General features: G+C 65.1%; 24 protein-coding genes. 14 read left to right on the forward strand and 10 right to left on the reverse strand.

Features of this window, described 5'->3' with window-relative positions:
• Nucleotides 1–21 precede the first annotated feature (21 nt).
• Nucleotides 22–1,464, reverse strand: a complete 1,443-nt coding sequence (locus LK03_RS07875) for an alanine/glycine:cation symporter family protein (protein WP_038411805.1) — start codon at nucleotides 1,462–1,464, stop codon at nucleotides 22–24.
• 174 nt (nucleotides 1,465–1,638) lie between these two features.
• Here LK03_RS07875 and LK03_RS07880 point away from each other — a divergent pair, with 174 nt between their 5' ends.
• The 3 genes from LK03_RS07880 (at nucleotide 1,639) to LK03_RS07890 (ending at nucleotide 4,363) form a co-directional block, all read left to right on the forward strand.
• On the forward strand, nucleotides 1,639–2,457 hold the full coding sequence (locus tag LK03_RS07880; protein WP_038411806.1) for a Cro/Cl family transcriptional regulator: 819 nt from the start codon (nucleotides 1,639–1,641) through the stop codon (nucleotides 2,455–2,457).
• 96 nt (nucleotides 2,458–2,553) lie between these two features.
• Nucleotides 2,554–3,438: a sugar nucleotide-binding protein gene (locus LK03_RS07885; protein ID WP_038414646.1), complete on the forward strand. Its 885-nt coding sequence runs from the start codon at nucleotides 2,554–2,556 to the stop codon at nucleotides 3,436–3,438.
• Nucleotides 3,431–4,363, forward strand: coding sequence for an NAD-dependent epimerase/dehydratase family protein (locus LK03_RS07890; protein ID WP_038411807.1), 933 nt, complete (start codon nucleotides 3,431–3,433; stop codon nucleotides 4,361–4,363). The genes LK03_RS07885 and LK03_RS07890 overlap by 8 nt, the downstream gene beginning before the upstream one ends.
• A gap of 76 nt (nucleotides 4,364–4,439) precedes the next feature.
• On the opposite strand, the gene LK03_RS07895 is transcribed toward LK03_RS07890, so the two are convergent.
• From LK03_RS07895 to LK03_RS07915, 5 genes are all read right to left on the reverse strand, one after another.
• Nucleotides 4,440–5,123, reverse strand: a complete 684-nt coding sequence (locus LK03_RS07895) for an OmpW/AlkL family protein (protein WP_028695450.1) — start codon at nucleotides 5,121–5,123, stop codon at nucleotides 4,440–4,442.
• Between the two features lie 107 nt (nucleotides 5,124–5,230).
• Complete coding sequence (locus LK03_RS07900) at nucleotides 5,231–5,722, reverse strand: DUF3299 domain-containing protein (protein ID WP_430962072.1); 492 nt, start codon at nucleotides 5,720–5,722, stop codon at nucleotides 5,231–5,233.
• Between the two features lie 77 nt (nucleotides 5,723–5,799).
• Entirely contained in the window at nucleotides 5,800–7,065 is a 1,266-nt protein-coding gene (locus LK03_RS07905) for an ABC transporter permease (RefSeq protein WP_038411809.1), read from the reverse strand.
• Entirely contained in the window at nucleotides 7,065–7,775 is a 711-nt protein-coding gene (locus LK03_RS07910; protein WP_038411810.1) for an ABC transporter ATP-binding protein, read from the reverse strand. Before LK03_RS07910 ends, LK03_RS07905 begins: the two co-directional genes overlap by 1 nt.
• Entirely contained in the window at nucleotides 7,776–8,360 is a 585-nt protein-coding gene (locus tag LK03_RS07915) for a DUF2796 domain-containing protein (RefSeq protein WP_038411811.1), read from the reverse strand. It abuts the gene before it with no gap.
• A gap of 133 nt (nucleotides 8,361–8,493) precedes the next feature.
• Between LK03_RS07915 and LK03_RS07920 the strand changes: the two genes are divergently transcribed.
• Nucleotides 8,494–8,856, forward strand: a complete 363-nt coding sequence (locus LK03_RS07920; RefSeq protein ID WP_038414647.1) for a hypothetical protein — start codon at nucleotides 8,494–8,496, stop codon at nucleotides 8,854–8,856.
• Nucleotide 8,857: 1 nt separating this feature from the next.
• Here the strand turns inward: LK03_RS07920 and trxA are convergent, their stop codons facing one another.
• Genes trxA through LK03_RS07935 form a run of 3 tightly spaced genes read right to left on the reverse strand, consistent with a single transcriptional unit; the run spans nucleotide 8,858 to nucleotide 10,870 of the window.
• Nucleotides 8,858–9,733 (reverse strand): thioredoxin, encoded by an 876-nt coding sequence (gene trxA / locus LK03_RS07925; protein WP_038411812.1) that lies wholly within the window; start codon nucleotides 9,731–9,733, stop codon nucleotides 8,858–8,860.
• 29 nt (nucleotides 9,734–9,762) lie between these two features.
• Nucleotides 9,763–10,413 (reverse strand): class I SAM-dependent methyltransferase, encoded by a 651-nt coding sequence (locus LK03_RS07930; protein WP_038411813.1) that lies wholly within the window; start codon nucleotides 10,411–10,413, stop codon nucleotides 9,763–9,765.
• 1 nt (nucleotide 10,414) lies between these two features.
• Complete coding sequence (locus LK03_RS07935; protein WP_038411814.1) at nucleotides 10,415–10,870, reverse strand: YbaY family lipoprotein; 456 nt, start codon at nucleotides 10,868–10,870, stop codon at nucleotides 10,415–10,417.
• Nucleotides 10,871–10,975: 105 nt separating this feature from the next.
• On the opposite strand from LK03_RS07935, the gene nrdR reads away from it, so the two are divergent.
• The 10 genes from nrdR (at nucleotide 10,976) to LK03_RS07985 (ending at nucleotide 18,817) form a co-directional block, all read left to right on the forward strand.
• On the forward strand, nucleotides 10,976–11,440 hold the full coding sequence (gene nrdR / locus LK03_RS07940) for a transcriptional regulator NrdR (RefSeq protein ID WP_033727684.1): 465 nt from the start codon (nucleotides 10,976–10,978) through the stop codon (nucleotides 11,438–11,440).
• Between the two features lie 2 nt (nucleotides 11,441–11,442).
• Nucleotides 11,443–12,573: a bifunctional diaminohydroxyphosphoribosylaminopyrimidine deaminase/5-amino-6-(5-phosphoribosylamino)uracil reductase RibD gene (ribD, locus tag LK03_RS07945; RefSeq protein ID WP_038411815.1), complete on the forward strand. Its 1,131-nt coding sequence runs from the start codon at nucleotides 11,443–11,445 to the stop codon at nucleotides 12,571–12,573.
• 43 nt (nucleotides 12,574–12,616) lie between these two features.
• Nucleotides 12,617–13,282 (forward strand): riboflavin synthase, encoded by a 666-nt coding sequence (locus LK03_RS07950; protein ID WP_038411816.1) that lies wholly within the window; start codon nucleotides 12,617–12,619, stop codon nucleotides 13,280–13,282.
• Nucleotides 13,283–13,305: 23 nt separating this feature from the next.
• Entirely contained in the window at nucleotides 13,306–14,400 is a 1,095-nt protein-coding gene (ribBA, locus tag LK03_RS07955) for a bifunctional 3,4-dihydroxy-2-butanone-4-phosphate synthase/GTP cyclohydrolase II (RefSeq protein ID WP_038411817.1), read from the forward strand.
• A gap of 89 nt (nucleotides 14,401–14,489) precedes the next feature.
• Nucleotides 14,490–14,966 (forward strand): 6,7-dimethyl-8-ribityllumazine synthase, encoded by a 477-nt coding sequence (gene ribH / locus LK03_RS07960; RefSeq protein ID WP_028695463.1) that lies wholly within the window; start codon nucleotides 14,490–14,492, stop codon nucleotides 14,964–14,966.
• Entirely contained in the window at nucleotides 14,963–15,463 is a 501-nt protein-coding gene (gene nusB, locus LK03_RS07965) for a transcription antitermination factor NusB (RefSeq protein WP_038411818.1), read from the forward strand. Before ribH ends, nusB begins: the two co-directional genes overlap by 4 nt.
• Before the next feature lie 18 nt (nucleotides 15,464–15,481).
• Nucleotides 15,482–16,447, forward strand: coding sequence for a thiamine-phosphate kinase (gene thiL, locus LK03_RS07970; protein WP_038411819.1), 966 nt, complete (start codon nucleotides 15,482–15,484; stop codon nucleotides 16,445–16,447).
• An 89-nt stretch (nucleotides 16,448–16,536) separates the two neighbouring features.
• Nucleotides 16,537–17,277, forward strand: coding sequence for a substrate-binding periplasmic protein (locus LK03_RS07975; RefSeq protein ID WP_038411820.1), 741 nt, complete (start codon nucleotides 16,537–16,539; stop codon nucleotides 17,275–17,277).
• Between the two features lie 74 nt (nucleotides 17,278–17,351).
• Nucleotides 17,352–17,969, forward strand: a complete 618-nt coding sequence (gene ribA, locus LK03_RS07980) for a GTP cyclohydrolase II (RefSeq protein ID WP_038411821.1) — start codon at nucleotides 17,352–17,354, stop codon at nucleotides 17,967–17,969.
• Nucleotides 17,966–18,817 carry a cobalamin-binding protein gene (locus tag LK03_RS07985; protein ID WP_430962061.1) on the forward strand — a complete coding sequence of 284 codons (852 nt, stop codon included), beginning with the start codon at nucleotides 17,966–17,968 and terminating at the stop codon, nucleotides 18,815–18,817. The genes ribA and LK03_RS07985 overlap by 4 nt, the downstream gene beginning before the upstream one ends.
• Here LK03_RS07985 and LK03_RS07990 read toward each other — a convergent pair.
• A complete protein-coding gene (locus LK03_RS07990) occupies nucleotides 18,795–20,669 on the reverse strand; it encodes a TonB-dependent receptor plug domain-containing protein (protein WP_038411822.1) in 1,875 nt (624 codons plus the stop codon). The two genes, LK03_RS07985 and LK03_RS07990, sit on opposite strands and share 23 nt — an antisense overlap.
• Between the last annotated feature and the right edge of the window lie 149 nt (nucleotides 20,670–20,818).

The following is a 20,818-nucleotide window of genomic DNA, read 5'->3' on the forward strand; positions in this document are numbered from 1 at the left end:
GCGGCTGACAGGGGGAGGGTATCAGCGTTGCGTCTGAGGGTGGACGATGCTGTGGTCGGCAGCGGTTTCGTGCTGCGGGTTGGCCGGCCAGGCGGCGCGGTCCAGGTCCAGATCGGCGAACTTGCTGGAGTCGAACACCGGCTGCTTGATGCCGGCACGGCGCTGGGCGTCGTAGTCGCGCATCACACGCAGGCCGACCTTGAACAGCAGGGTCAGGGCGATCAGGTTGACGAAGGCCAGGCAGGTCATGGTGATGTCGGCGAAGGCGAAGACAGTCGACAGATCCTGCATGGAACCCCACACCACCAGTGCCAGGACCAGTGCGCGGAAGCCCATCAGTACGGCGCGATTACGGGTCAGGAACTGCAGGCTGTTCTCGCCCAGGTAGTAGTTGTAGAGGATGCAGGTGAAGACGAACAGCGACAGCGCCACGCTGACGAAAATACGGCCCCAGTCACCGACCACAGCGGCCAGCGAGTTCTGCGTCAGCACGATGCCATCGCCTTCGAAGCCTGGGGTGTAGAAGCCCGACAGCAGGATCAGCAGCGCGGTGCAGGTGCAGATCACGAAGGTATCGAGGAACACGCTGAACGCCTGAACCACGCCCTGCGCCCCCGGGTGCTTGACCGCTGCCACTGCCGCGACGTTGGGCGCACTGCCAAGGCCGGCTTCGTTGGCGAACACGCCGCGCTTCACACCCATGACGATGGCGCTGCCGAGCAGGCCGCCGAATGCCGGGTCGAGGCCGAAGGCGCTCTTGAAGATGGTTTCCAGCATCGCCGGCACGTGTTCGATCTGGGTGCCGATGACGTACAGGGTCACGCCGATGTAGGCCAGGGTCTTGACCGGTACCAGCAGGTCGGACACCGCAGCGATACGCTTGATGCCGCCAATGAAGGTGATCGCCAGCAGTACCGCGAGGACGATGCCGGTGTGGCTGGGCGAGAAGTCGAAGGCGTTCTGCAGCGAGTGGGTCACGGTGTACGACTGCAGGCCGATGAAGGCGAAGCCGTAGGTGACCAGTAACAGGATCGAGAAGACGATGGCCATGCTGCGGCGCTTGAGGCCGTGCAGGATGTAGTAGGCCGGACCACCGCGGTACAGGCCGTCGCCGTCGGCGCGCTTGTACACCTGGGCCAAGGTACATTCGAAGAAGCTGCTGGACATGCCCACCAGCGCGGTGACCCACATCCAGAACACTGCACCTGGGCCGCCCAGGGTCACGGCGATACCGACACCGGCGATGTTGCCGGCACCCACCCGGCCTGCAAGGCTGAGCATGAGCGCCTGGAACGAGCTGAGCTGGCCTGCCTGGCCGCGAAGGGATTCCTTGAATACCCCGAACATGTGGCCAAAGTGGCGGAATTGCACGAACCGCGAGCGGATCGTGAAGTAGCCACCGAGACCGACGATGAGCACGATGAGGAGTTTCCCCGAGAGGAAATCGTTGAGTGCGTCGAGCATGAAAAGAACCTCGATTCTTATTTTTCGCGTTGGATGACCCGCGCGGCAGGGCGCGGCGCAATTCGATGGGGCGCATGGTTGGCTATGACACGAAGGGTTACAATTTCGCGGCTTGGTCTTACTTGATGCGACTTGATGCTAGAATTGCGTCCTTCGCATCAGTTGGACGGACACATGAGCGAGCACTTCGCCCTCAATCTAAAGCTGGCCTGCAGCCATTACCGCTCTATCTCCGAGGTTTGCCGGCAGTTGTCGATCAACCGCGCGCAATTCAACAAATACCTCAGCGGACAGAGCCATCCGACGAACTACAACCTCAAACGGATCGGCGATTTCTTCGGCGTCGAGGATTACGAACTGGGCCTGCCGCCCGATCAGTTCGCGCGGCTGATCGGCGCGCGGCATTCCTCGACACTGGCCAAGCAACTGGGCGATCCGATCGCCGAGCTGTTCCAGCCATTGCATGAACACGGTGGCAACCTGTCGCGCTACTGCGGTTATTACTTCGAGTATTCCAACTGTATGTCGGTACCAGGCATGGTGCTGCTGTCGCTGGTGCACCTGCGCGAAGAACGCGGGCGCTTTCTGTTCGAGCGCCAAGAGCGCCAGGAACGCACCAGCAGCACCGACGTACAGGCCGAGGACTGGGTGCGCTGCCGTTATCTGGGCGCAGCCTTTCAACTGCAGGATCGCCTGTTCCTGATCGACTACGAATCACTGACGCTCAATGAAATGAGCCAGACCATCCTGATCCCCAGCTTCAAGAGCCGCATTACCCGCCTCAATGGCCTCAAGACCGGCGTATCGAGCGGCGATCGACGCAACCCGGCCTGTACCCGGGTGGTCTGGGAGTACCTGGGCGCAGACATCAATCGGATCAACGCCTACCGTCAGGTCAAGCTGTACCGGCCGGACGATCCGCGCATCGACGACGATGTGCGCGAGCGCCTCAGCGTCGGGCCGATCAGCCACGGCTTGTTCGAAATCGAATAGCCGTGTGGGCCGCGCCATTGCCGGGGTTGCGCTGGCAGGAAGGTAAACCCCACAATGTTCGCTTTCCTTATCAACCTGTTCGGATCTGCTGACTCTATGCGTATGCGCCTGATGCTGTTGGGTGGTGGCAATGCCCTCGGGCAAGCGCTGATTCGTCTCGGGGCCGAGGAAAACATCGGATTTCTCGCACCGCGGCCACCCGAAGACGGCTGGGATGCCGCAAGCCTGACCCAGTTGCTCGACGACAATCGTCCCGATGCGCTGATAAACCTTGCCTATTATTTCGACTGGTTCCAGGCCGAGTCGGTCAGCGACCAGCGCCTGACCCAGCAGGAACGTGCGGTGGAGCGCCTGGCTGAACTGTGCCAGCACCACCAGATCACCCTTGTGCAGCCCTCCAGCTACCGCGTGTTCGATGGCTCACGGGCTACCGCATACAGCGAAAAGGACGAGCCGGTACCGCTCGGTCAGCGCGGCCAGGCCCTGTGGCGGATCGAGCAAAGCGTGCGCGCCGCTTGCCCGCAGCACATCCTGCTACGTTTCGGCTGGGTGCTCGACGAGAGCATCGACGGCCTGCTGGGGCGCTTCCTGACCCGCGCCGAGCTGCCGCAGGAGTTGCTGCTGGCCGATGACCGACGCGGCAATCCAACGCCGGTAGACGATGCCGCGCGGGTAATCATCTCGGTGCTCAAGCAGCTCGATTGCGCCGCGCCGCTGTGGGGGACGTACCATTACGCCGGCAACGAGGCGACCACTCCGGTGGTACTCGGCCAGGCGATTCTCGCCGAAGCGTCGCAGCGTCGTACCCTGGCCATTCAGGTGCCCAGTGCGCAAGCCCATGCGGCCAGCCTCGACGCCAGCGAAGAGCCGCAGAACGCGGTGCTGGCCTGCAAGAAGATCCTGCACACCTTCGGCATCAAGCCGCGTGCCTGGCGCGCTGGACTGCCCCCTCTACTAGAGCGCTTCTACCGAAATGTCTGATGCCCCCGTTCTTATCACCGGCGGCGCCGGCTTCATCGGCTCGCACCTGTGCGACGCGCTGCTGGCGAGCGGTCAGCGCGTGCGGGTGCTGGATGACCTGTCCACTGGCAAGCCTGGCAACCTGCAACTCGATCACCCGCACCTTGAGCTGATTCAAGGCGATGTCGCCGACAGCGCCCTGGTGCTGCGCGCCGCGCAAGGTTGTCGCGCCGTGGTGCACCTGGCCGCAGTGGCCTCGGTGCAGGCGTCCGTGGATGATCCGGTGAAAACCCACCAGAGCAATTTCATCGGCACCCTGAACGTTTGCGAAGCCCTGCGCGTGCACGGCATTCGGCGGGTGCTGTTCGCCTCCAGCGCGGCGGTGTACGGCAACAATGGCGAAGGGCAGGCCATCGCTGAAGACACGCCCAAGGCGCCGTTGACGCCCTATGCGGTGGATAAGCTCGCCAGCGAGCAGTACCTGGATTTCTACCGCCGCCAGCACGGCCTGGAGCCGGTGGTGTTTCGCTTCTTCAACATCTTCGGTCCGCGCCAGGACCCTTCGTCACCGTATTCAGGGGTCATCAGCATCTTCTGTCAGCGCGCGCTGCAGCAGTTGCCGATCACCGTGTTCGGCGATGGTGAGCAGACCCGTGACTTCCTCTACGTCACCGACCTGGTGCAGATCATGCAACAGGCGCTGGATCAGCCTCGGGTCGAGGAGGGCGCGGTGAACATCGGCCTGAACCAGGCCACCTCGCTCAATCAACTGCTGGCCGCGCTGGGCCAGGCGCTGGACGGCCTGCCGGCAATCAGCCACCTGCCGGCACGTTCCGGCGACATTCGTCACTCGCGGGCCGACAACAGCCGCCTGCTGGCGCGCTTCATCCTGGCCGAGCCGACTGCTCTGGTGGATGGTCTGCGCGAGCTGCTCAAGCAGCCCTGAGCTTATTTCAGACGCACATGAAAACGCCCCACCTCCGCTGTCGCGGGGGTGGGGCGTTGCTCTGACTGGGGTCAGATCAGAACTTGTAGCCGATACCGACCATGTAGACCCATGGGTCGACTTCGACGTTGACCTTGGTCTTGCCAACGCCCAGGGCGCTTGGCCCGTCGATGGTGGCCTTGGTGTTGATGTCGACGTACCAGACCGCGGCGTTGACCAGCAGGTTGTCAGTGAGCATGTAGTCCATGCCCAGCTGGCCGGCCAGGCCTACCGAGTCTTGCAGCTTCATGTTGCTGAAGCCTTGCTGCTTGCGCGAGCTGCTCAGTTCTTCATCGAAAAACAGCGTGTAGTTGACGCCGATACCCGCGTAGGGCTGGAACTTCGAGGAGGCGTCCATCGGGTAGTACTGCAACGAAAGGGTGGGTGGCAGTTGCTTGATGTCGGCCAGCTTGCCATCGAGGCCTGCGCCCAGGCCCTTGACGCCAACGGTGTGCTTGAACGGGGTGGCGGCCAGCAGTTCGATACCGACGTGCTCGGTGAGCATGTAGGCGAAGGCCAGGCCCAGCTGGGTGTCGCTGTTGAGGGTGGCCTTGGTGCCCGATACCCGTGCGCCGTCGAGCTTGATTTCGCCGCTGTCTTCGTTGGGCGCGGTGGTGATGGCGCCGGAACGCAGGATGAAATCACCCGCCTGATAAGCGTGGGCAGCCGGCGCTGCCAGGGCCAGGGCGATCAGCGAGGCACCGAGCAAGGACTTGTTCATGGAAGCTCCGAAAGGACGTTATGAAGTGAATGGCGCAATGGTACGGAGCGGCCTTAGCGCAAGATTTGACACAGCTCAACAAAGCGTTGGGGTCAGGGAACTCTTGCTCACTTCAATTCGTAGGCGTAGATCTTCTCGGCTTCCATCTGATACCCCGACTCGGCCAGCTCGCTGCTCGAATGCGCGACCTTGAGCGTGCCCTCGATCCAGTACGGCTGGTAGAGGTCTTCAACGCGCACGCCCATTTCGCTGACGATGTGCACGATCTGGTTGGCCGGGGGCGGTGGCACGTGGATGCAGGCGCCGTAGTACGGCACCAGTAGAAACTCGGTGGTGCGGCCTTCCTCGCTGACTTCCAGCGGCACGATGTAACCGGGCAGCTTGATCATCTGGCCGTCCAGTGCCTGCACCACCGGGGCGTTGGGCGCTGGTTGCAGCGCCGCTGGCGCCGACTCGGCCGACAGCGCATCGCTCAGTTGCGACAGGTCGTGCAGCGGCGCCATCTGCGGCTCGATGATCGGCGCGCCCTCGGGGATCAGCGCCGGCCAGTCGAGCTCACGCGGCTCGCCCGCCCAGACAGGGGCGATCAGCGCCAGCATCAGCAGCAGAATCAGTGTCAGCGCGCCCGGTCCCAGGCGTTTTGCCGGTGGCATGCGGCGGTTCATCGCGGGCGGCCTCACAGGTGGATCGACAGGCCGTCGGCCAGTGACTGTCGGTAGGCGCGCCAGGCCGGCACGCTGCCCATCAGCAAGGCGGCGGCGAAGATCAGCCCCAGCAGGCTCCACTCGTGGGCGCTGGGCCAGGCCAGGGGCAGGTACAGACCGTAGTTGGCTTGCACGTAGCCTTGGGCGAGGGCAATGCCCGCATACAGCAGGGCCAGACCGGCGACGATACCGGCCGCGGCCAGGGCAGCGGCCTCCAGCACCAGCAAGCCGCCGATGTGCCAGGGCCGTGCGCCCACCGAGCGGAGAATCGCCATCTCCCGGCGCCGCTCGTTGAGGCTGGTGAGAATCGCCGTGAGCATGCCGATCAGGCCGGTCAGCACGACGAACAGCGACACCACGAACAGCGCCTGCTCGGCGGTGCTCATCAGGCTCCACAACTCTTGCAGGGCCACCCCAGGCAGAATCGCCAGCAGCGGTTCGTTGCGAAATTCGTTGATTTCGCGCTGCACGCTGAAGGTGGCGATCTTGTTGTTCAGGCCAAGCATGAAAGCCGTGATGGCCGCCGGCTGCAAGTCCATGGCGCGCGCCTGTTCGGCGCTGATGCGCCCGGCACCGCGGGCGGGCACGCCGTTGTGCCAGTCGATGTGAATGGCTTCCATGCCCGCCAGGCTGATGTGCAGGGTGCGGTCGACCGGGGTACCGGTGCGCTTGAGCACGCCGACCACGGTGAACGGCTTGTCGTCGTGCTTGACCAGGCTCACCGCAGCGATGCCGTGGGCCAGCACCAGGTGATCGCCCAGCGTGTAGTGCAGCGCTTCGGCGACTTCCGCGCCGAGCACCACCTCGAATGGATCGTCGGCGAAGGCGCGGCCCTGCGCCAGTTGCAGGTTCTGCCGGTGGCCGTACTGGTAGTGGTCGAAATACGCCGCGCTGGTGCCCATGACCCGGTAGCCGCGGTGTGAGTCGCCCAAAGAAATCGGAATCGCCCACTTCACCCGGGGGTCGTTGGCGTAGTGCTGGAAACTGTCCCAGCGAATGTTGTTGGTGGCGTTGCCGATGCGAAACACCGAATACAGCAGCAGATTCACCGACCCTGAGCGGGCACCGACGATCAGGTCAGTGCCGCTGATGGTGCTGGCGAAGCTGGCGCGGGCTTCGGTACGCACGCGCTCCACCGCCAGCAGCAGGCACACCGAGAGGGCAATGGCGAACGCCGTGAGCAGCGCAGTGAAACGCCGGTTGGCCAGGCTGGCCAGGGCAATACGAAGCAGGTGCATCAGGCCTCCTGGGGCGTGCTGGCGCGGTTGAGATCGAGCAGCGACAGGTGGCGGTCGAACAACGGCGCCAGGCTTTGATCGTGACTGACGAACAGCAGGCTGGCGCCGGCTTCGCGGCATTCGGCGAACAGTAGACGGATGAAGCTTTCTCGGGTATCGGCGTCGAGCGCCGAGGTCGGCTCGTCGGCGATCACCAGTTCTGGTTGGCCGATCAGCGCCCTGGCGGCTGCCACGCGCTGTTGCTGGCCAATCGACAAGCTGTCGGCACGCCGCGCCAGCAGCGTTTCATCGGCCAGCCCCAGATGCGCCAGCAACGCCGCTGCTGCCCGCTCGACACTGCCGAAACGCTGGCTGGCGCGCTGCGCACGGCTGCGGGAAAAGCGGCAAGGCAGTTCGACGTTCTCACGCACCGACAGAAACGGCAGCAGGTTGAACTGCTGGAAGATGTAGCCGGTGTGATCGACGCGAAAACGGTCGCGGGCGCCCTGGCCGAGGGCGGCCAGGTCTTGCCCGAGCAGACGGATGCTGCCTTGCTGCGCCCGATTGACCCCGCCGAGCAGCCCCAACAGGGTGGTCTTGCCACTGCCGCTGGGACCTTTGAGGAACAACGCCTCGCCGCGCTCAAGCTGAAAGCGCGGAATGTCGAGCAAGGGCGGTTGCCCAGGCCAGGCGAAGGTCAGATCATTCAGATCGATCAGCGGCTGGCTCATTCAGAACGCGACCACGGCCTTGCCGGGCGTGGTTTCCAGTCCTTTCTGACCGTTCGGGCCAATCGCCTGCACGTTGATTTTCTGCGTGGCAGGGAAGGCCTTGAACAGCGGCGCCAGGTCGACCTGGGTGAGCTTGCCGGGGTTGGCGCACGTCAGCTGGTAGTGTGCATGCACGTCTGCGTGGCCGTGCTCGTGGGCATCGCCATCGTCGTCGTCAGCCTCGGGCGCATCGCCGAACAGCGGGCTTTCCAATTCCTGGGAGTCTTCCTTGCAGCCTGCGGCGGCGGGCAGGGCGAACAGTTTCAGCGGCTGCTCGAGCTGTTGACGAGCGGCGGCGACCTTGGCCTTGTCGGCATCGCTGCTGGCGGCGTGTTCGAAGCCCACCAGGTTCATGGCCGGGCTGACCAGTTGCAGCTCCAGGGTGCTGTCGTCGAGCACGGCGTTGAGGCTGGCGACGCCGTGCTCGTGGGCCGCGAGAGTGCCGTGAGCATGGTCATGATCATGATCATGGTCGTGATCGTCGTGGGCCTGGGCAACGGCCAGTGGCAGCAAAGCGAAGGGCAGGGCAAGCAGCAGACGACGCATGTAAGGCTCCGGAAGCGGATGCGGGAAGGTTTTGTGATGTTATAACAAAGGTCATTCCGGCTGCCAGAGTGCTTGGCGCAAGTTTCATGTCATGGGAGCATGCGCGGCATCGTCGGATCATGCAGAAGGTGACATCGTGAGAATACGCGGACAGATCGGCGACTGGCCGGTGGAACTGACCCTCGAACTGGAGCCCGGCGAATGGGCGCAGTTGCGCGGTCAGATCGCACCTGCCGAGCCTGAGCCCGAAGCGCAAACGCCGCGCCCGGCTATTGCGCGTGGCGATGACCGCACGTGGGAAGCCGCCAAGGCGGTGTTGCAGCAAGCGGGTGAGCTCGACGGGCCTCAACTGCTGCAGCGGCTGGAAGCATTGGCGGGTAGTGAGGTTGCCGGCAAACGCCTGCTGGTGCGCTTGCGCCATGCGGCAGAGGTCAAGGTCGAAAGTGCAGGCGATGCCCCGCTGTACCGTTGGCAGGGTAATGCGGGGCAGGGTTGACTCAATAGATGGCCGCGAACAGTTTGCGGCGGTACTGAGTGACCAACGGGTGATCGCCGCCGAGCAGTTCGAAGACCTGCAGCAACGACTTGTGCGGCAGGCCATCGGCATAGCTGCGGTTGCGCTGGAACAGCTTCAGCAAACCGTCCAGCGCCGCATCGTACTGCTGACGAGCCAGTTGCTGGATGCACAGCTGGTAGGCCGCTTCGTCATCGCCCGGGTTCTGCGCCAGGCGGCTTTTCAGCTCGGCGACTTCCGGCAGGCTGGCGGCCTGGCGCAGGAAGGTCAGCTGGGCTTTGGCGCCGGCCAGCGCGGCCTTGTGTTCGTCACCGGTCACCGCGCCGAGCACGGTCTCGGCTTCGCCCAGTTCGCCACGCTCGGCCAGGCAGCGGGCATACAGAATCAGGCCCAAGGCATTGCTGTTGTCTTCGCTGAGCAGTTGCTTGAGGGTCGCCTCAGCTTCGGTGAAGCGGCTTTCGGCGAACAGCGCCTGGGCTTGCTCCAGCGGCGATTGTTCTTGCGCGGGCGGCAACTGCACATGGGGTTCGAGCATCGCGCGGATGGCTGACTCAGGTTGGGCGCCGGCGAACCCGTCGACCGGCTGGCCATCCTTGAACAGCACCACGGTGGGCAGGCTGCGGATACCGAACTGGCCGACGATCTGCTGCTCGACATCACAGTTGACCTTGGCCAGCAGCAGCTCGCCGCGATATTCCTCGGCAATTTTCGCCAGCATCGGCATCAGGGCCTTGCAGGGCGCGCACCATTCGGCCCAGAAATCCACCAGTACCGGTTTGTGGAAGGAGTTCTCGATCACCGACTGCTGGAAGTCGGCCTCGGTGGCATCGAAGATGTACGGGGTGTCGGTAGCGCTCATCGTGATTCTCGCAAGGCAAGGTGACGCCACTATAAAGGCTGGCGCGCCGCGTGGTACAGGCTGACGCACCGGAATTCGTGGGGTTCGGCAAGGTCCGGCAAGGTCACGGCGTGCAGCGTGCCGAGGGGGCGGTAAAGCGGATGGCTGAAATCGCGCACCCGTGAATCGGCCACCAGCGCCTGGCGGCCGCGGCTGAGGAACTGGTCGAGCAAGGGCAGGTTGGCGCGGTCGTACAGCACATCGGCGACCAGTATCAGGTCGAAGCGGTCCGCCTCGCGGAAGAAGTCGGCGCTATAGCCCAGTTTCACCTCGTTCAGCTCGGCGTTTGCCCGGCATGCGTGCAAGGCCAGCGGGTCGAGGTCGCACACCACCACTTCGGCGGCCCCGGCACGCGCAGCGGCGATCCCGGCAACCCCTGAGCCGGCGCCGAAGTCCAGCACGCGCTTGCCCTGCACCCAGTGCGGCTGTGCGGCCAGATACCGAGCCAGGGCCAGGCCACTGGCCCAGCAAAAGCTCCAGTACGGTGGCTCGGCCAGGATTCGCTGGGTTTCTTCACTGCTGAAGGCGCGGTCCATGTTCTGTTCGTCGAGCAGCCAAAGCTGCAGGTCGGTGCCGGGCAAGGCACTGACGGCCAGGCGCGCTTCGCCGATCAGCGCGCTCAAGGCCTGCTGCAGCGGCACCTCAGGGCGCCTTGTCGAAGCGAACGGGGGCGAGGGTCTGGGTCTGCGCCTGGGCGATACGCTGCGATTGCATGTGCAGAATCAACTGCCCCGACTGGCTGGCGCGGCCGCGCAGCTCGACCCGCGCGTTGGCAGGAAAGGCGTCGGGGTTGAAGCGCAGGTGATAGGCCAGCGGCTGGCCGGTGCCGGTGAGGTTGCTGTTGGCCAGCAGGCGTTGCGGACGGCCTTTGTCGTCCACCACCAGCAGCGCCAGTTCCACGTCCGCCCCCGGCGGAATGTTTTCCAGCGAACCGTTCAGTTCGCGCTGCCAGGCGAGCAGCGGACCGGGTTCATCGACCTTCTTCACCGCCACCTTCTCGGGCGGCGCGGCCACGGCAGGTGGGGTTTTTGGACGATCGCTGCCGCAGGCAGCCAGCAGGGCGGCGCAGCACAGCACGATGAGCGCACGAGGGTGCATGGGGTAATCCTTCACGGGCAGATTTCGCTGATGGTAAACCCTTTGGCTTGTCTTGCCAGTGGGATGCGCTACCATGAGGCCCCCTTTTTTCTGTTGCCTGCCACCATGCACTGTCCCTTTTGCGGTGCCAACGACACCAAGGTCATCGACTCCCGCCTCGTCGCCGAGGGCGAGCAGGTGCGCCGTCGCCGTGAATGCGTGGCCTGCGGCGAGCGCTTCACCACCTTCGAAACCGCCGAGCTGGTGCTGCCCAGGCTGATCAAGCAGGACGGCACCCGACAACCGTTCGACGAAGACAAACTGCGCGCCGGTGTGCAGCGGGCGCTGGAAAAACGCCCGGTGAGCATCGAACGGGTCGAGGCAGCGCTGGCGCACATCAAGCACAAGCTGCGCGCTACCGGCGAGCGTGAGGTCAAGTCGCTGGTGGTCGGCGAGCTGGTGATGAGCGAGCTGCGCAAGCTCGACGAAGTCGCCTACATTCGCTTCGCCTCCGTGTACCGGCGCTTCCAGGATCTGGAAGAATTCCGCGAAGAGATCGACCGCCTGGCCCGTGAGCCGGCCAAAGAGTGAACATGTCCAGCCTGACCGCTCAGCTCGATGCCCAGTACATGGCCAGGGCGCTGCAACTGGCGCGCAAGGGCCTCTACAGCACCCATCCCAACCCGCGTGTCGGTTGCGTCATCGTGCGCGACGGCGAAGTGGTCGGCGAGGGATGGCACGTACGCGCGGGTGAACCCCATGCCGAGGTGCACGCGTTGCGCCAGGCGGGCGAACGCGCGCGCGGTGCCTGCGCCTATGTCACTCTCGAGCCGTGCAGCCACCATGGGCGTACCCCGCCGTGTGCCGATGCGCTGATCAACGCTGGCGTGGCCCGGGTGGTCGCGGCCATGCAAGACCCCAACCCCAGCGTTGCCGGACAGGGCCTGACGCGGCTGGCCGCGGCTGGCATCGCTGTCGCCAGTGGCGTGCTCGAGGCCGAGGCGCGGGCGCTCAATCCTGGCTTTCTCAAGCGTATGGAACACGGCCTGCCATATCTGCGGGCGAAACTTGCCATGAGCCTGGACGGCCGCACCGCCATGGCCAGCGGCGAAAGCCAATGGATCACCGGCCCTGCTGCGCGAGCCGCCGTACAGCGTCTGCGCGCCCGTTCAAGCGTAGTGCTGAGCAGCGCCCAGAGCGTGCTAGCCGACAGCGCACGCATGACCGTGCGCAGTGCCGAGCTGGGGCTGGATGCCGAACTCAGCGCCCTGGCCGAATCGCGTCCGCCGCTACGGGTGCTGATCGATGGCCGCCTGCGCCTGCCGCTGAGTGCGCCGTTCTTCCAGGCCGGCCCCGCGCTGGTGATCACCGCGGCAGATGACGACCCACGCTACAAGGCCGCCGGTCATGAGCTGCTGCGCCTGCCGGGTAGCGATGGTCGCGTCGACCTGACCGCGGTGTTGCCAGCCCTGGCAGCGCGTGGCGTCAACGAAATCCTGCTGGAAGCTGGCGCCGGCCTGGTCGGCGCCTTTGCCCAATTGGGGTTGATCGACGAGTACCGCCTGTTCGTCGCCGGCACCTTCCTGGGTTCCAGCGCCAGGCCGCTGCTCGACTGGCCGCTGGCCCGCATGAGCGAAGCGCCGCGGCTGAAAATCACCGGCATGCGCGCCGTCGGCGACGACTGGCAGATCACTGCCATCCCCCTGCCGCCCGGCCACGTATAATGCCCGGCTTGCCCCGCGCAGCCCTGTTCCCGAGGAAGACACCATGTTCACCGGTATCATCGAATCCATCGGCACCATCCGCAGCCTGACCCCCAAAGGCGGCGATGTGCGCGTCTACGTGCAGACCGGCAAGCTCGACCTGGGCGACGTCAAGCTTGGCGACAGCATCGCGGTCAACGGTGTGTGCCTCACTGCGGTTGAACTGCCCGGCGATGGTTTCTGGGCCGACGTCAGCCGTGAAACCCTCGACTGCACCGCGTTCGTCGATCTCAAGACCGGCAGCCGGGTCAACTTGGAAAAGGCCCTGACCCCGACCACCCGCCTGGGCGGTCATCTGGTCAGTGGGCATGTCGACGGTGTCGGTGAAATCATCTCGCGCAGCGATAACGCCCGCGCCATCCAGTTCCGCGTGCGTGCACCCAAGGAACTGGCCAAGTACATCGCCCACAAGGGCTCGATCACCGTCGACGGCACCAGCCTCACGGTCAATGCGGTCGACGGCGCCGAATTCGAGCTGACCATCGTTCCGCACACGCTGTCCGAAACCATCATGGCCGACTACCGCGCAGGGCGTCGGGTCAACCTTGAGGTCGACCTGCTGGCCCGTTACCTGGAGCGTCTGCTGCTGGGCGACAAGGCGGCCGAGTCGAGCAAGGGCAGTGGCATCACCGAAAGCTTCCTGGCCGCCAATGGCTTCTTGAAATCCTGATTGAATTGAGAAGGGGGTGCCGCGTGGCGCTCAACAGCATCGAAGAACTGGTAGAAGACATCCGCCAGGGCAAAATGGTCATCCTCATGGATGACGAAGACCGCGAGAACGAAGGCGACATCATCATGGCCGCCGAGTGCTGCCAGGCCGAGCACATCAACTTCATGGCCAAGCATGCCCGTGGCCTGATCTGCATGCCCATGACCCGCGAGCGCTGCGAAACCCTCAAGTTGCCATTGATGGCGCCGCGCAATGGCTCGGGCTTCGGCACCAAGTTCACCGTGTCCATCGAAGCGGCCGAAGGCGTCACCACCGGCATCTCCGCCGCTGACCGCGCGCGCACCGTGCAGGCGGCGTCGGCCAAGGATGCCCAGGCTGAAGACATCGTCAGCCCCGGCCACATCTTCCCGCTGATGGCCCAGCCCGGCGGCACCCTGGCCCGCGCCGGGCACACCGAAGCGGCCTGCGACCTGGCGCGCATGGCCGGTTTCGAGCCGAGCGGGGTGATCTGCGAGGTGATGAACGACGACGGCACGATGTCGCGCCGCGCCGAGCTGGAAGTGTTCGCTGCCGAGCACGGCCTGAAGATCGGCACCATCGCCGACCTGATCCACTACCGCATGATCCACGAACGTACCGTTCAGCGGGTTTCCGAGCAGTCGGTGGCAAGCGAGCTGGGCGAGTTCAACCTGGTCACCTACCGCGATGCGGTGGAAGGCGACGTGCACATGGCGCTGACCCTGGGCGACATCAATGGCGAGCAGCCGACCCTGGTGCGGGTGCACAACATGGACCCGCTGCGCGACCTGCTGCTGGTCAAGCAGCCGGGGCGTTGGAGCCTGCGCGCGGCCATGGCGGCCGTGGCCGAGGCCGGTAGCGGCGTGGTGCTGCTGCTGGGGCATCCGCTCGATGGCGACGTGCTGCTCTCGCACATTCGTGAAAGCGCCGGCGAAGCACCGGTCGTCAAGACCCCGACCACCTACAGCACCGTCGGTGCCGGCTCGCAGATCCTGCGTGACCTGGGCGTGCGCAAGATGCGCCTGATGAGTTCGCCGATGAAGTTCAATGCGATATCCGGATTCGATCTGGAAGTTGTAGAATACGTGCCCTCCGAGTGACACCAGGCGCCGCCCAGGCCCTGGACCTCGAGTCCGAACCCTGCGAGGCCGCCTAGCGCGGCCTCGCTACTGAATATGAGAACTCTGGAATGACCCTGAAGACCATCGAAGGTACCTTCATCGCCCCCAAAGGTCGCTATGCCTTGGTGGTTGGCCGCTTCAACAGCTTCGTCGTCGAAAGCCTGGTCAGCGGCGCGGTCGACGCGCTGGTGCGTCACGGCGTCAGCGAAAGCGAAATCACCCTGATCCGTGCGCCAGGCGCGTTCGAAATCCCGCTGGTGGCGCAGAAGGTCGCGCAGCAGGGCGAATACGACGCCATCATCGCCCTGGGCGCAGTGATTCGTGGCGGCACCCCGCACTTCGAATACGTTGCCGGTGAATGCACCAAGGGCCTGGCCCAGGTTTCCATGGAGTTCGGCGTGCCGGTGGCCTTCGGTGTCCTGACCGTCGACTCCATCGAACAGGCCATCGAGCGTTCCGGCACCAAGGCTGGCAACAAAGGCGCCGAAGCGGCGCTGTCGGCCCTGGAAATGGTAAGTCTGCTGGCGCAGCTGGAGGCCAAGTGATTAGCGACGAAAGCGATCGTTTCAACCCGCGCGATCCAAAACCTGCGGATGCTGGCAAGCCCTCGAAAAGCGCCAAGCGTCGTGAAGCCCGCAAGCTCGCGACCCAGGCGCTGTATCAGTGGCACATGGCCAAGCACTCGCTGAACGAGATCGAAGCGCAGTTCCGGGTCGATAACGATTTCTCCGATGTCGATGGCGCCTACTTCCGCGAAATCCTCCACGGTGTTCCCGCCAGCAAGGTGGAAATCGACACGGCCCTGGCGCCGTGCCTCGACCTCGCCCTGGACGAACTCGACCCGGTGGAGCTGGCGGTTCTGCGCCTGTCCACCTGGGAGTTCATCAAGCGTGTCGATGTGCCGTACCGCGTGGTGATCAACGAAGGCGTCGAGCTGGCCAAAGTGTTCGGGGCAACCGATGGACACAAGTTCGTCAACGGCGTGCTCGACAAGCTGGCGCCGATTCTGCGCGAAGTCGAAGTCAAGGCGAACAAGCGCTGAGTACGGCGCTGACGCTCAATGGGTGAGTTCGAGCTGATCAACCACTACTTCGCTGCGGCGCCCTGCGCGCAAGGTGGCGAGGGCGTGGCGCTGGGGATCGGCGACGACTGCGCCCTGTTGCAGGTGCCCCCTGGCGAGCACCTGGCGGTGTCCACCGATACCCTGGTGGCCGGTGTGCATTTTCCCCACGATGCCGACCCCTACCTGCTCGGCCAGCGCGCGCTGGCCGTCTCTGCCAGTGATCTTGCCGCCATGGGCGCCACGCCCCTGGCCTTTACCCTCGCCCTGACCCTTGCCGATGTCGGCGCTGCCTGGCTCAAGGCCTTTGCCGAGGGCCTGCAGTGCATGGCCGGGCAATGCCGGCTTAGCCTGGTTGGCGGGGACACCACCCGTGGCCCACTGAGCCTGACCCTGACCGTGTTCGGTCGCGTGCCGCACGGCCAGGCGCTGCGCCGCAGTGGCGCGCAGCCGGGCGACCTGCTGTGCGTGGGCGGCAACCTGGGCAATGCCGCCGGTGCCTTGCCGCTGGTGCTCGGCAGCCAAACGGCGGCCCAGCACATCAGCGCGCCGCTGCTGGCGCATTATTGGTCGCCGCCACCGCAGTTGGCCCTGGGCCAGACGCTGCGGGGACGCGCCAGCGCAGCGCTGGATATCTCCGACGGATTGCTGGCCGATTGCGGCCATATCGCCAAGGCCTCGGCGGTGGCGTTGCAGATCGACCGGCAGCGTGTTCCGGTGTCGCCGGCCTTGCACGCGCTGCTGGGCGAGCAGGGCGCGTTGCAGGCGGCGCTCAGTGGCGGCGATGACTACGTGCTGGCGTTCACCGTGCCCCCTGCAGAGCTGGCAGGTCTGACCCGGGCCGTGGCGGGTGTTCACGTCATCGGCCGGGTGTTGCCCGGGCAGGGTGTGAGTGTGGTCGACGATCAGGGACGTGATGTCACGCCGGCGCTACGCGGTTATCAGCATTTCCACGCCGTGCCCTGAGCGATGCCGAAAGCCGCAGTGAGCTTGACGAGCCGCTGGTCGCGGTCTTCGCTTGGCTGCAAACGTGGACGCTGTGGAGCGACAAGGGGTTGAGCATGAGAGCGGTTCTGCTAATGCTGGTGATGATGGTCTGCGCGGGGGCTGCCTGTGCAGCATCGCCTGCGCAGATCATTCTGGTCAGTGAAGACTGGGATCAGTACACCGAGGCCGATGGCAGCGGCCTGGCCTGGGACGTGCTGCGCAAGGTGTTCGAGCCGGCCGGGGTCAAGGTGGTGGCGCAAACCGCGCCGTACAGCCGTGCCATCGGCCTGGTGAAGCGCGCCGAGGCCGACGCCTGGGTTGGCTCGTACAAGGCCGAGAATGCCGACAACCTGTACCCGCGCTGGCACTTCGATGTCGATCACATCTACGCCCTGGGCCTCGCCGACGGGCCTGTGCCGAGCGCCGAGAATATCGGCAGCTATCGCCTGGCCTGGGTGCGCGGCTACGACTACGCGCGCTACCTGCCCAACGTCGGTAATGGCCGCGAGGTGCAGCGCCGTGAAGGCATTCTGCCGATGCTCGAGCATCACCGCGTCGACTTCTATATCGACGCCCTGACCGAGGTCGACTACGTGCTGGGCCACGCCGCCGAACCGCAGCGCTTTCGACGCACCCACATCGCCGAACTGCCGCTGTACCTGGCCTTCGCCGATACCAACGACGCCCGCCAGTTGCTGGAGCTGTTCGATCGGCGCATGGCTGAGCTGGTACGCAGCGGCGAGCTCAAGCCGATCTTCCAGCGTTGGCAACAACCGTATCCATTCACCGCCAACAGCCAGCCGCAGTAGCCTGCGCACAGTTGCCGGGTCTGCTGATACAATCGCCCCACGTGAAACCCCTAGTTACCTATCAGGAGCACAACGTGCCCGTCGTCTTTGTCGCCGCCTCAAAACTACCGACGCCCTTCGCAACCTTCACCATGCATGGCTTTCTCGACGAAGCCACTGGCCGCGAGCACGTCGTGCTTAGCCTGGGTGACATTGCCGATGGTCAGCCGGTGCTGGGGCGTCTGCATTCGGAGTGCCTGACGGGCGATGCGCTGTTCAGTCAGCGCTGCGACTGCGGCTCACAGCTGGAGGCGGCGTTGCAGGCCATCGCCCGCGAGGGCCGTGGCGTGTTGCTGTACCTGCGTCAGGAAGGCCGTGGTATCGGCCTGCTGAACAAGATTCGCGCCTACGAGCTGCAGGATGGCGGTGCCGATACCGTCGAGGCCAACGAGCGCCTGGGCTTTGCCGCCGACCAGCGCGACTACGCCATGTGCCTGCCGATGCTCGAGCACCTTGGCGTCAGTTCGCTACGGCTGATGACCAACAACCCACGCAAGGTCAAGGCGCTCACCAGCATGAACATCGCCGTGGCCGAGCGTGTGCCGCTGCACACCGGGCAGAACCCACACAACCTGCACTACCTGGCCACCAAGGCCGGCAAGCTCGGCCACATGATGGGCAACGAGCATCAGGGCGAAGTGCCACAGGGGTGAGTTTCCTGGCCAGAGCAGGCCGTGTCCGTCACTGCCTGGCGCAGTCGTTGCTGGGTCTGTCGTTGCTTTTTGCGTCCAGCGCCCAGGCCGCGCTGTCCCGGGTGGTCAGCCTGGCCCCGGCACTCACCGAGATGATGATCGAGCTGGATGCCCAGGACCTGCTGGTGGGTGTGGTCGAGGCCAATGGCGTTGCAGCGCCGCTGCCCGGACTGCCTTCGGTCGGCACCTATGGTGCACTGAACATGGAGCGACTGGTCAGCCTCAAGCCGGATCTGGTGTTGCTGTGGGAGGGCGGGGTGTCGCCGGCTGAGCTCAAGCAATTGCAGAATCTGGGCATTGCCAGCCTGTCGATCGTGCCACGTGACCTCGACCAACTGATCGACAAGATCGAAGCGCTGGCCGTGCGGCTCGGCCGTTCCGAGCAAGGCAGGCAGCACGCCGCCGCCCTGCGCACGCGCTTACAGGCACTGCGTGCACAGTACCGTCGGGCAGAGCCGCTGAAGGTGTTCTACCAGGTGTGGGACAACCCGCTGTACACCCTCGGTGGCAAACAGATCATCAGCAATGCCCTGCGCGTGTGCGGCGCGCGCAATGTGTTCGAAGACCTCGACCCACCCGCGCCGATGGTCAGTGTCGAGTCGGTGATCGAACGTGATCCGCAGGTCATCCTGGGCAACGATCAGGCCCAGCTCAACGCTTGGAAGGCCCGCAAACAGGTCGATGCGGTTGCCCACGCGCGCTTGCTGGTGGTGCCGGACAACGGCATCGAGCGGCCCAGCGGGCAGATGATCGAGGCGACGGCCAAGCTCTGCGCCCTGATCGAAACTACAGCGCCGGCGTCCAAGTAACGCTCATCAGCCAGGTGCGGCCCTCTTCCCGGTAGCCATAGCTGGCGCCGTCAAAGCTGTACAAGGCCCGGCTGTAAGACGTGTCCAACAGGTTGTCGAGGCTCAGGCGCAGCTTCAGCGCAGGGCTGGCTGACCATTCCCCGCGCAGTCCAAGCACGCCATGGCCGGCGAGGCGCTGGCGGTTGTCTTCGCCATCGAAGCTGGCGCTGACCGCCTGCCAACTGGCGCCGACGCTGAAGGCATCGAACTGGCGATCAAGGTCCAGGCTCAGGGTGCGGCGGGCGCGGCGGGCCAAGGTATGCCCGCTGTCGCGGTCGCGCGGGTCGATCAGCGCCAGGCCGAGCTGGCTCTGCCAGGCGCCCCAGCGCTGGTCGAGGCTCAGTTCGAAACCGTTGATCCGCGCGGCAGCGACGTTCTCGGGTTGCAGGCCGGCGAAGACGATGGCATCGCGCAGCTCGGTGCGGTACAGCGACGCCTCCAGGCGGCTATCGCTGCTCAATCGACTGCGCCATTGCAGCTCGACGCTCTTGGAGTGTTCAGGGTCCAGCGTAGGGTTGCTGTAGCCGGGGTAGTAGAGGTCGTTGAAGGTCGGTGCGCGGAAGCCTTCGCTGTAGGACAGTAGCAGGTCGTTGGCCGGATTCAGCGGCACGCCCAGGCTCGCGCTCCAGCTGGTTTGTCCGCCGTACTGCTGGTTCTGGTCGCGGCGCACGCCCAGTTCGGTGTTGAAGTGCTCGCCTTCGAAGCGGTGCTGAACGAACGCTGCCCGGTTCCAGCGGCTATCTCGCGCCAAGCGTTCACTGGCGTGGACACGGTCCTGATAACCGTCGACGCCCGCTGACAGGCTGTGCTGCTCGCTCAGGGTCAGGGTGTTCTGCCAGGTGAGCTGGTCACGGTAGGTGTTGAACGCCGAGCGCTCGCTGCTGAGCTTGTCGCGGCTTTCGCTGCGGTTCTCGCTGTGGCCCAGCTCCAGGCGGCTGTGCCAGCGTTCGCTCAGTTGTGCATCGAGGTAGCTGCCCAGGCTGCTGACGGTGAAATCGGTGTACGGCTTCTGCGCCAGGCTGTCGAAGGTGACCGGGTCGAAGCGTCCGTAAGGGTTGTCGTATTCGCTGCGGCCCTGGCTGTCGAGCAGGTTCAGCCCAGCCTCGAAACGTTCGTTGAAGGTGTGGCTCAGGCTCAGGTTCAGCGAGCGATTGCGGTACGCCTCGTGGTCAGCGTCGCTGGCGAACGAGGGGCCGGTGGCATCGATGCCGGCGCTCTCATCGAGGCTGGCGCCGAGGTTGAAGCGGGTGGCGTCGTCACCGCCGGAAAGCCCCAGGCTGCGCTGCCAGGTGTGTTGACTGCCGCCAGCCAGGTGCAGGCGAGGTTGCAGGCCAGGGCCGCTGCTGCGGCGGGTGAAGATCTGGATCACGCCGCCGATGGCGTCGCTGCCGTACACCGCCGAGCGCGAGCCGCGCAGTACTTCGACCCGTTCGACTTGGTCGATGTCGAGAAACTGCAGGCCGCTGTCACCGGAGGTCGCGTTGGCGATGCGCACGCCATCGACCAGCACCAGCGCCTGGGCGGTCTTGGTGCCACGTATGAAGATGCCTGGCACGCTGCTGCGGCCCCCGGTCGGCGCTACCTGCACGCCTGGCACCCGACGCAGCAGGTCGGTGACCCCAGGTGGTTGCAGGCGGTCGATGTCGGCGCGGGTGAACACCGTGCTGGCGGCGCTGCTGGTGCTGCGCGATTCAACCTGGCGGTTGGCGCTGATCACGACATCGGCCAGCTTGAGTGCTTCGTCTCGATCAGGTTCTACGGCAAACAAGGTGCCGGGCAGGCAGAGCAGGGTGGCGAGGGCAGGTCGTTTCATAAGGGTACCGTTTAGGAGCGACCGGCCGGCGCTCCGGGAAAGTCGCGATGGCCGGCAACGCCGGCCCAAGCCAGGCGACCCTGCGTCTCCTGGGGGATTGAATCGCGGACACTGGGCCGGCTTTGCCGGCCTTTCGCGACTCGCGTCGC

The sequence above is a fragment of the Pseudomonas cremoricolorata genome (assembly GCF_000759535.1).
GTDB lineage: Bacteria > Pseudomonadota > Gammaproteobacteria > Pseudomonadales > Pseudomonadaceae > Aquipseudomonas > Aquipseudomonas cremoricolorata_A.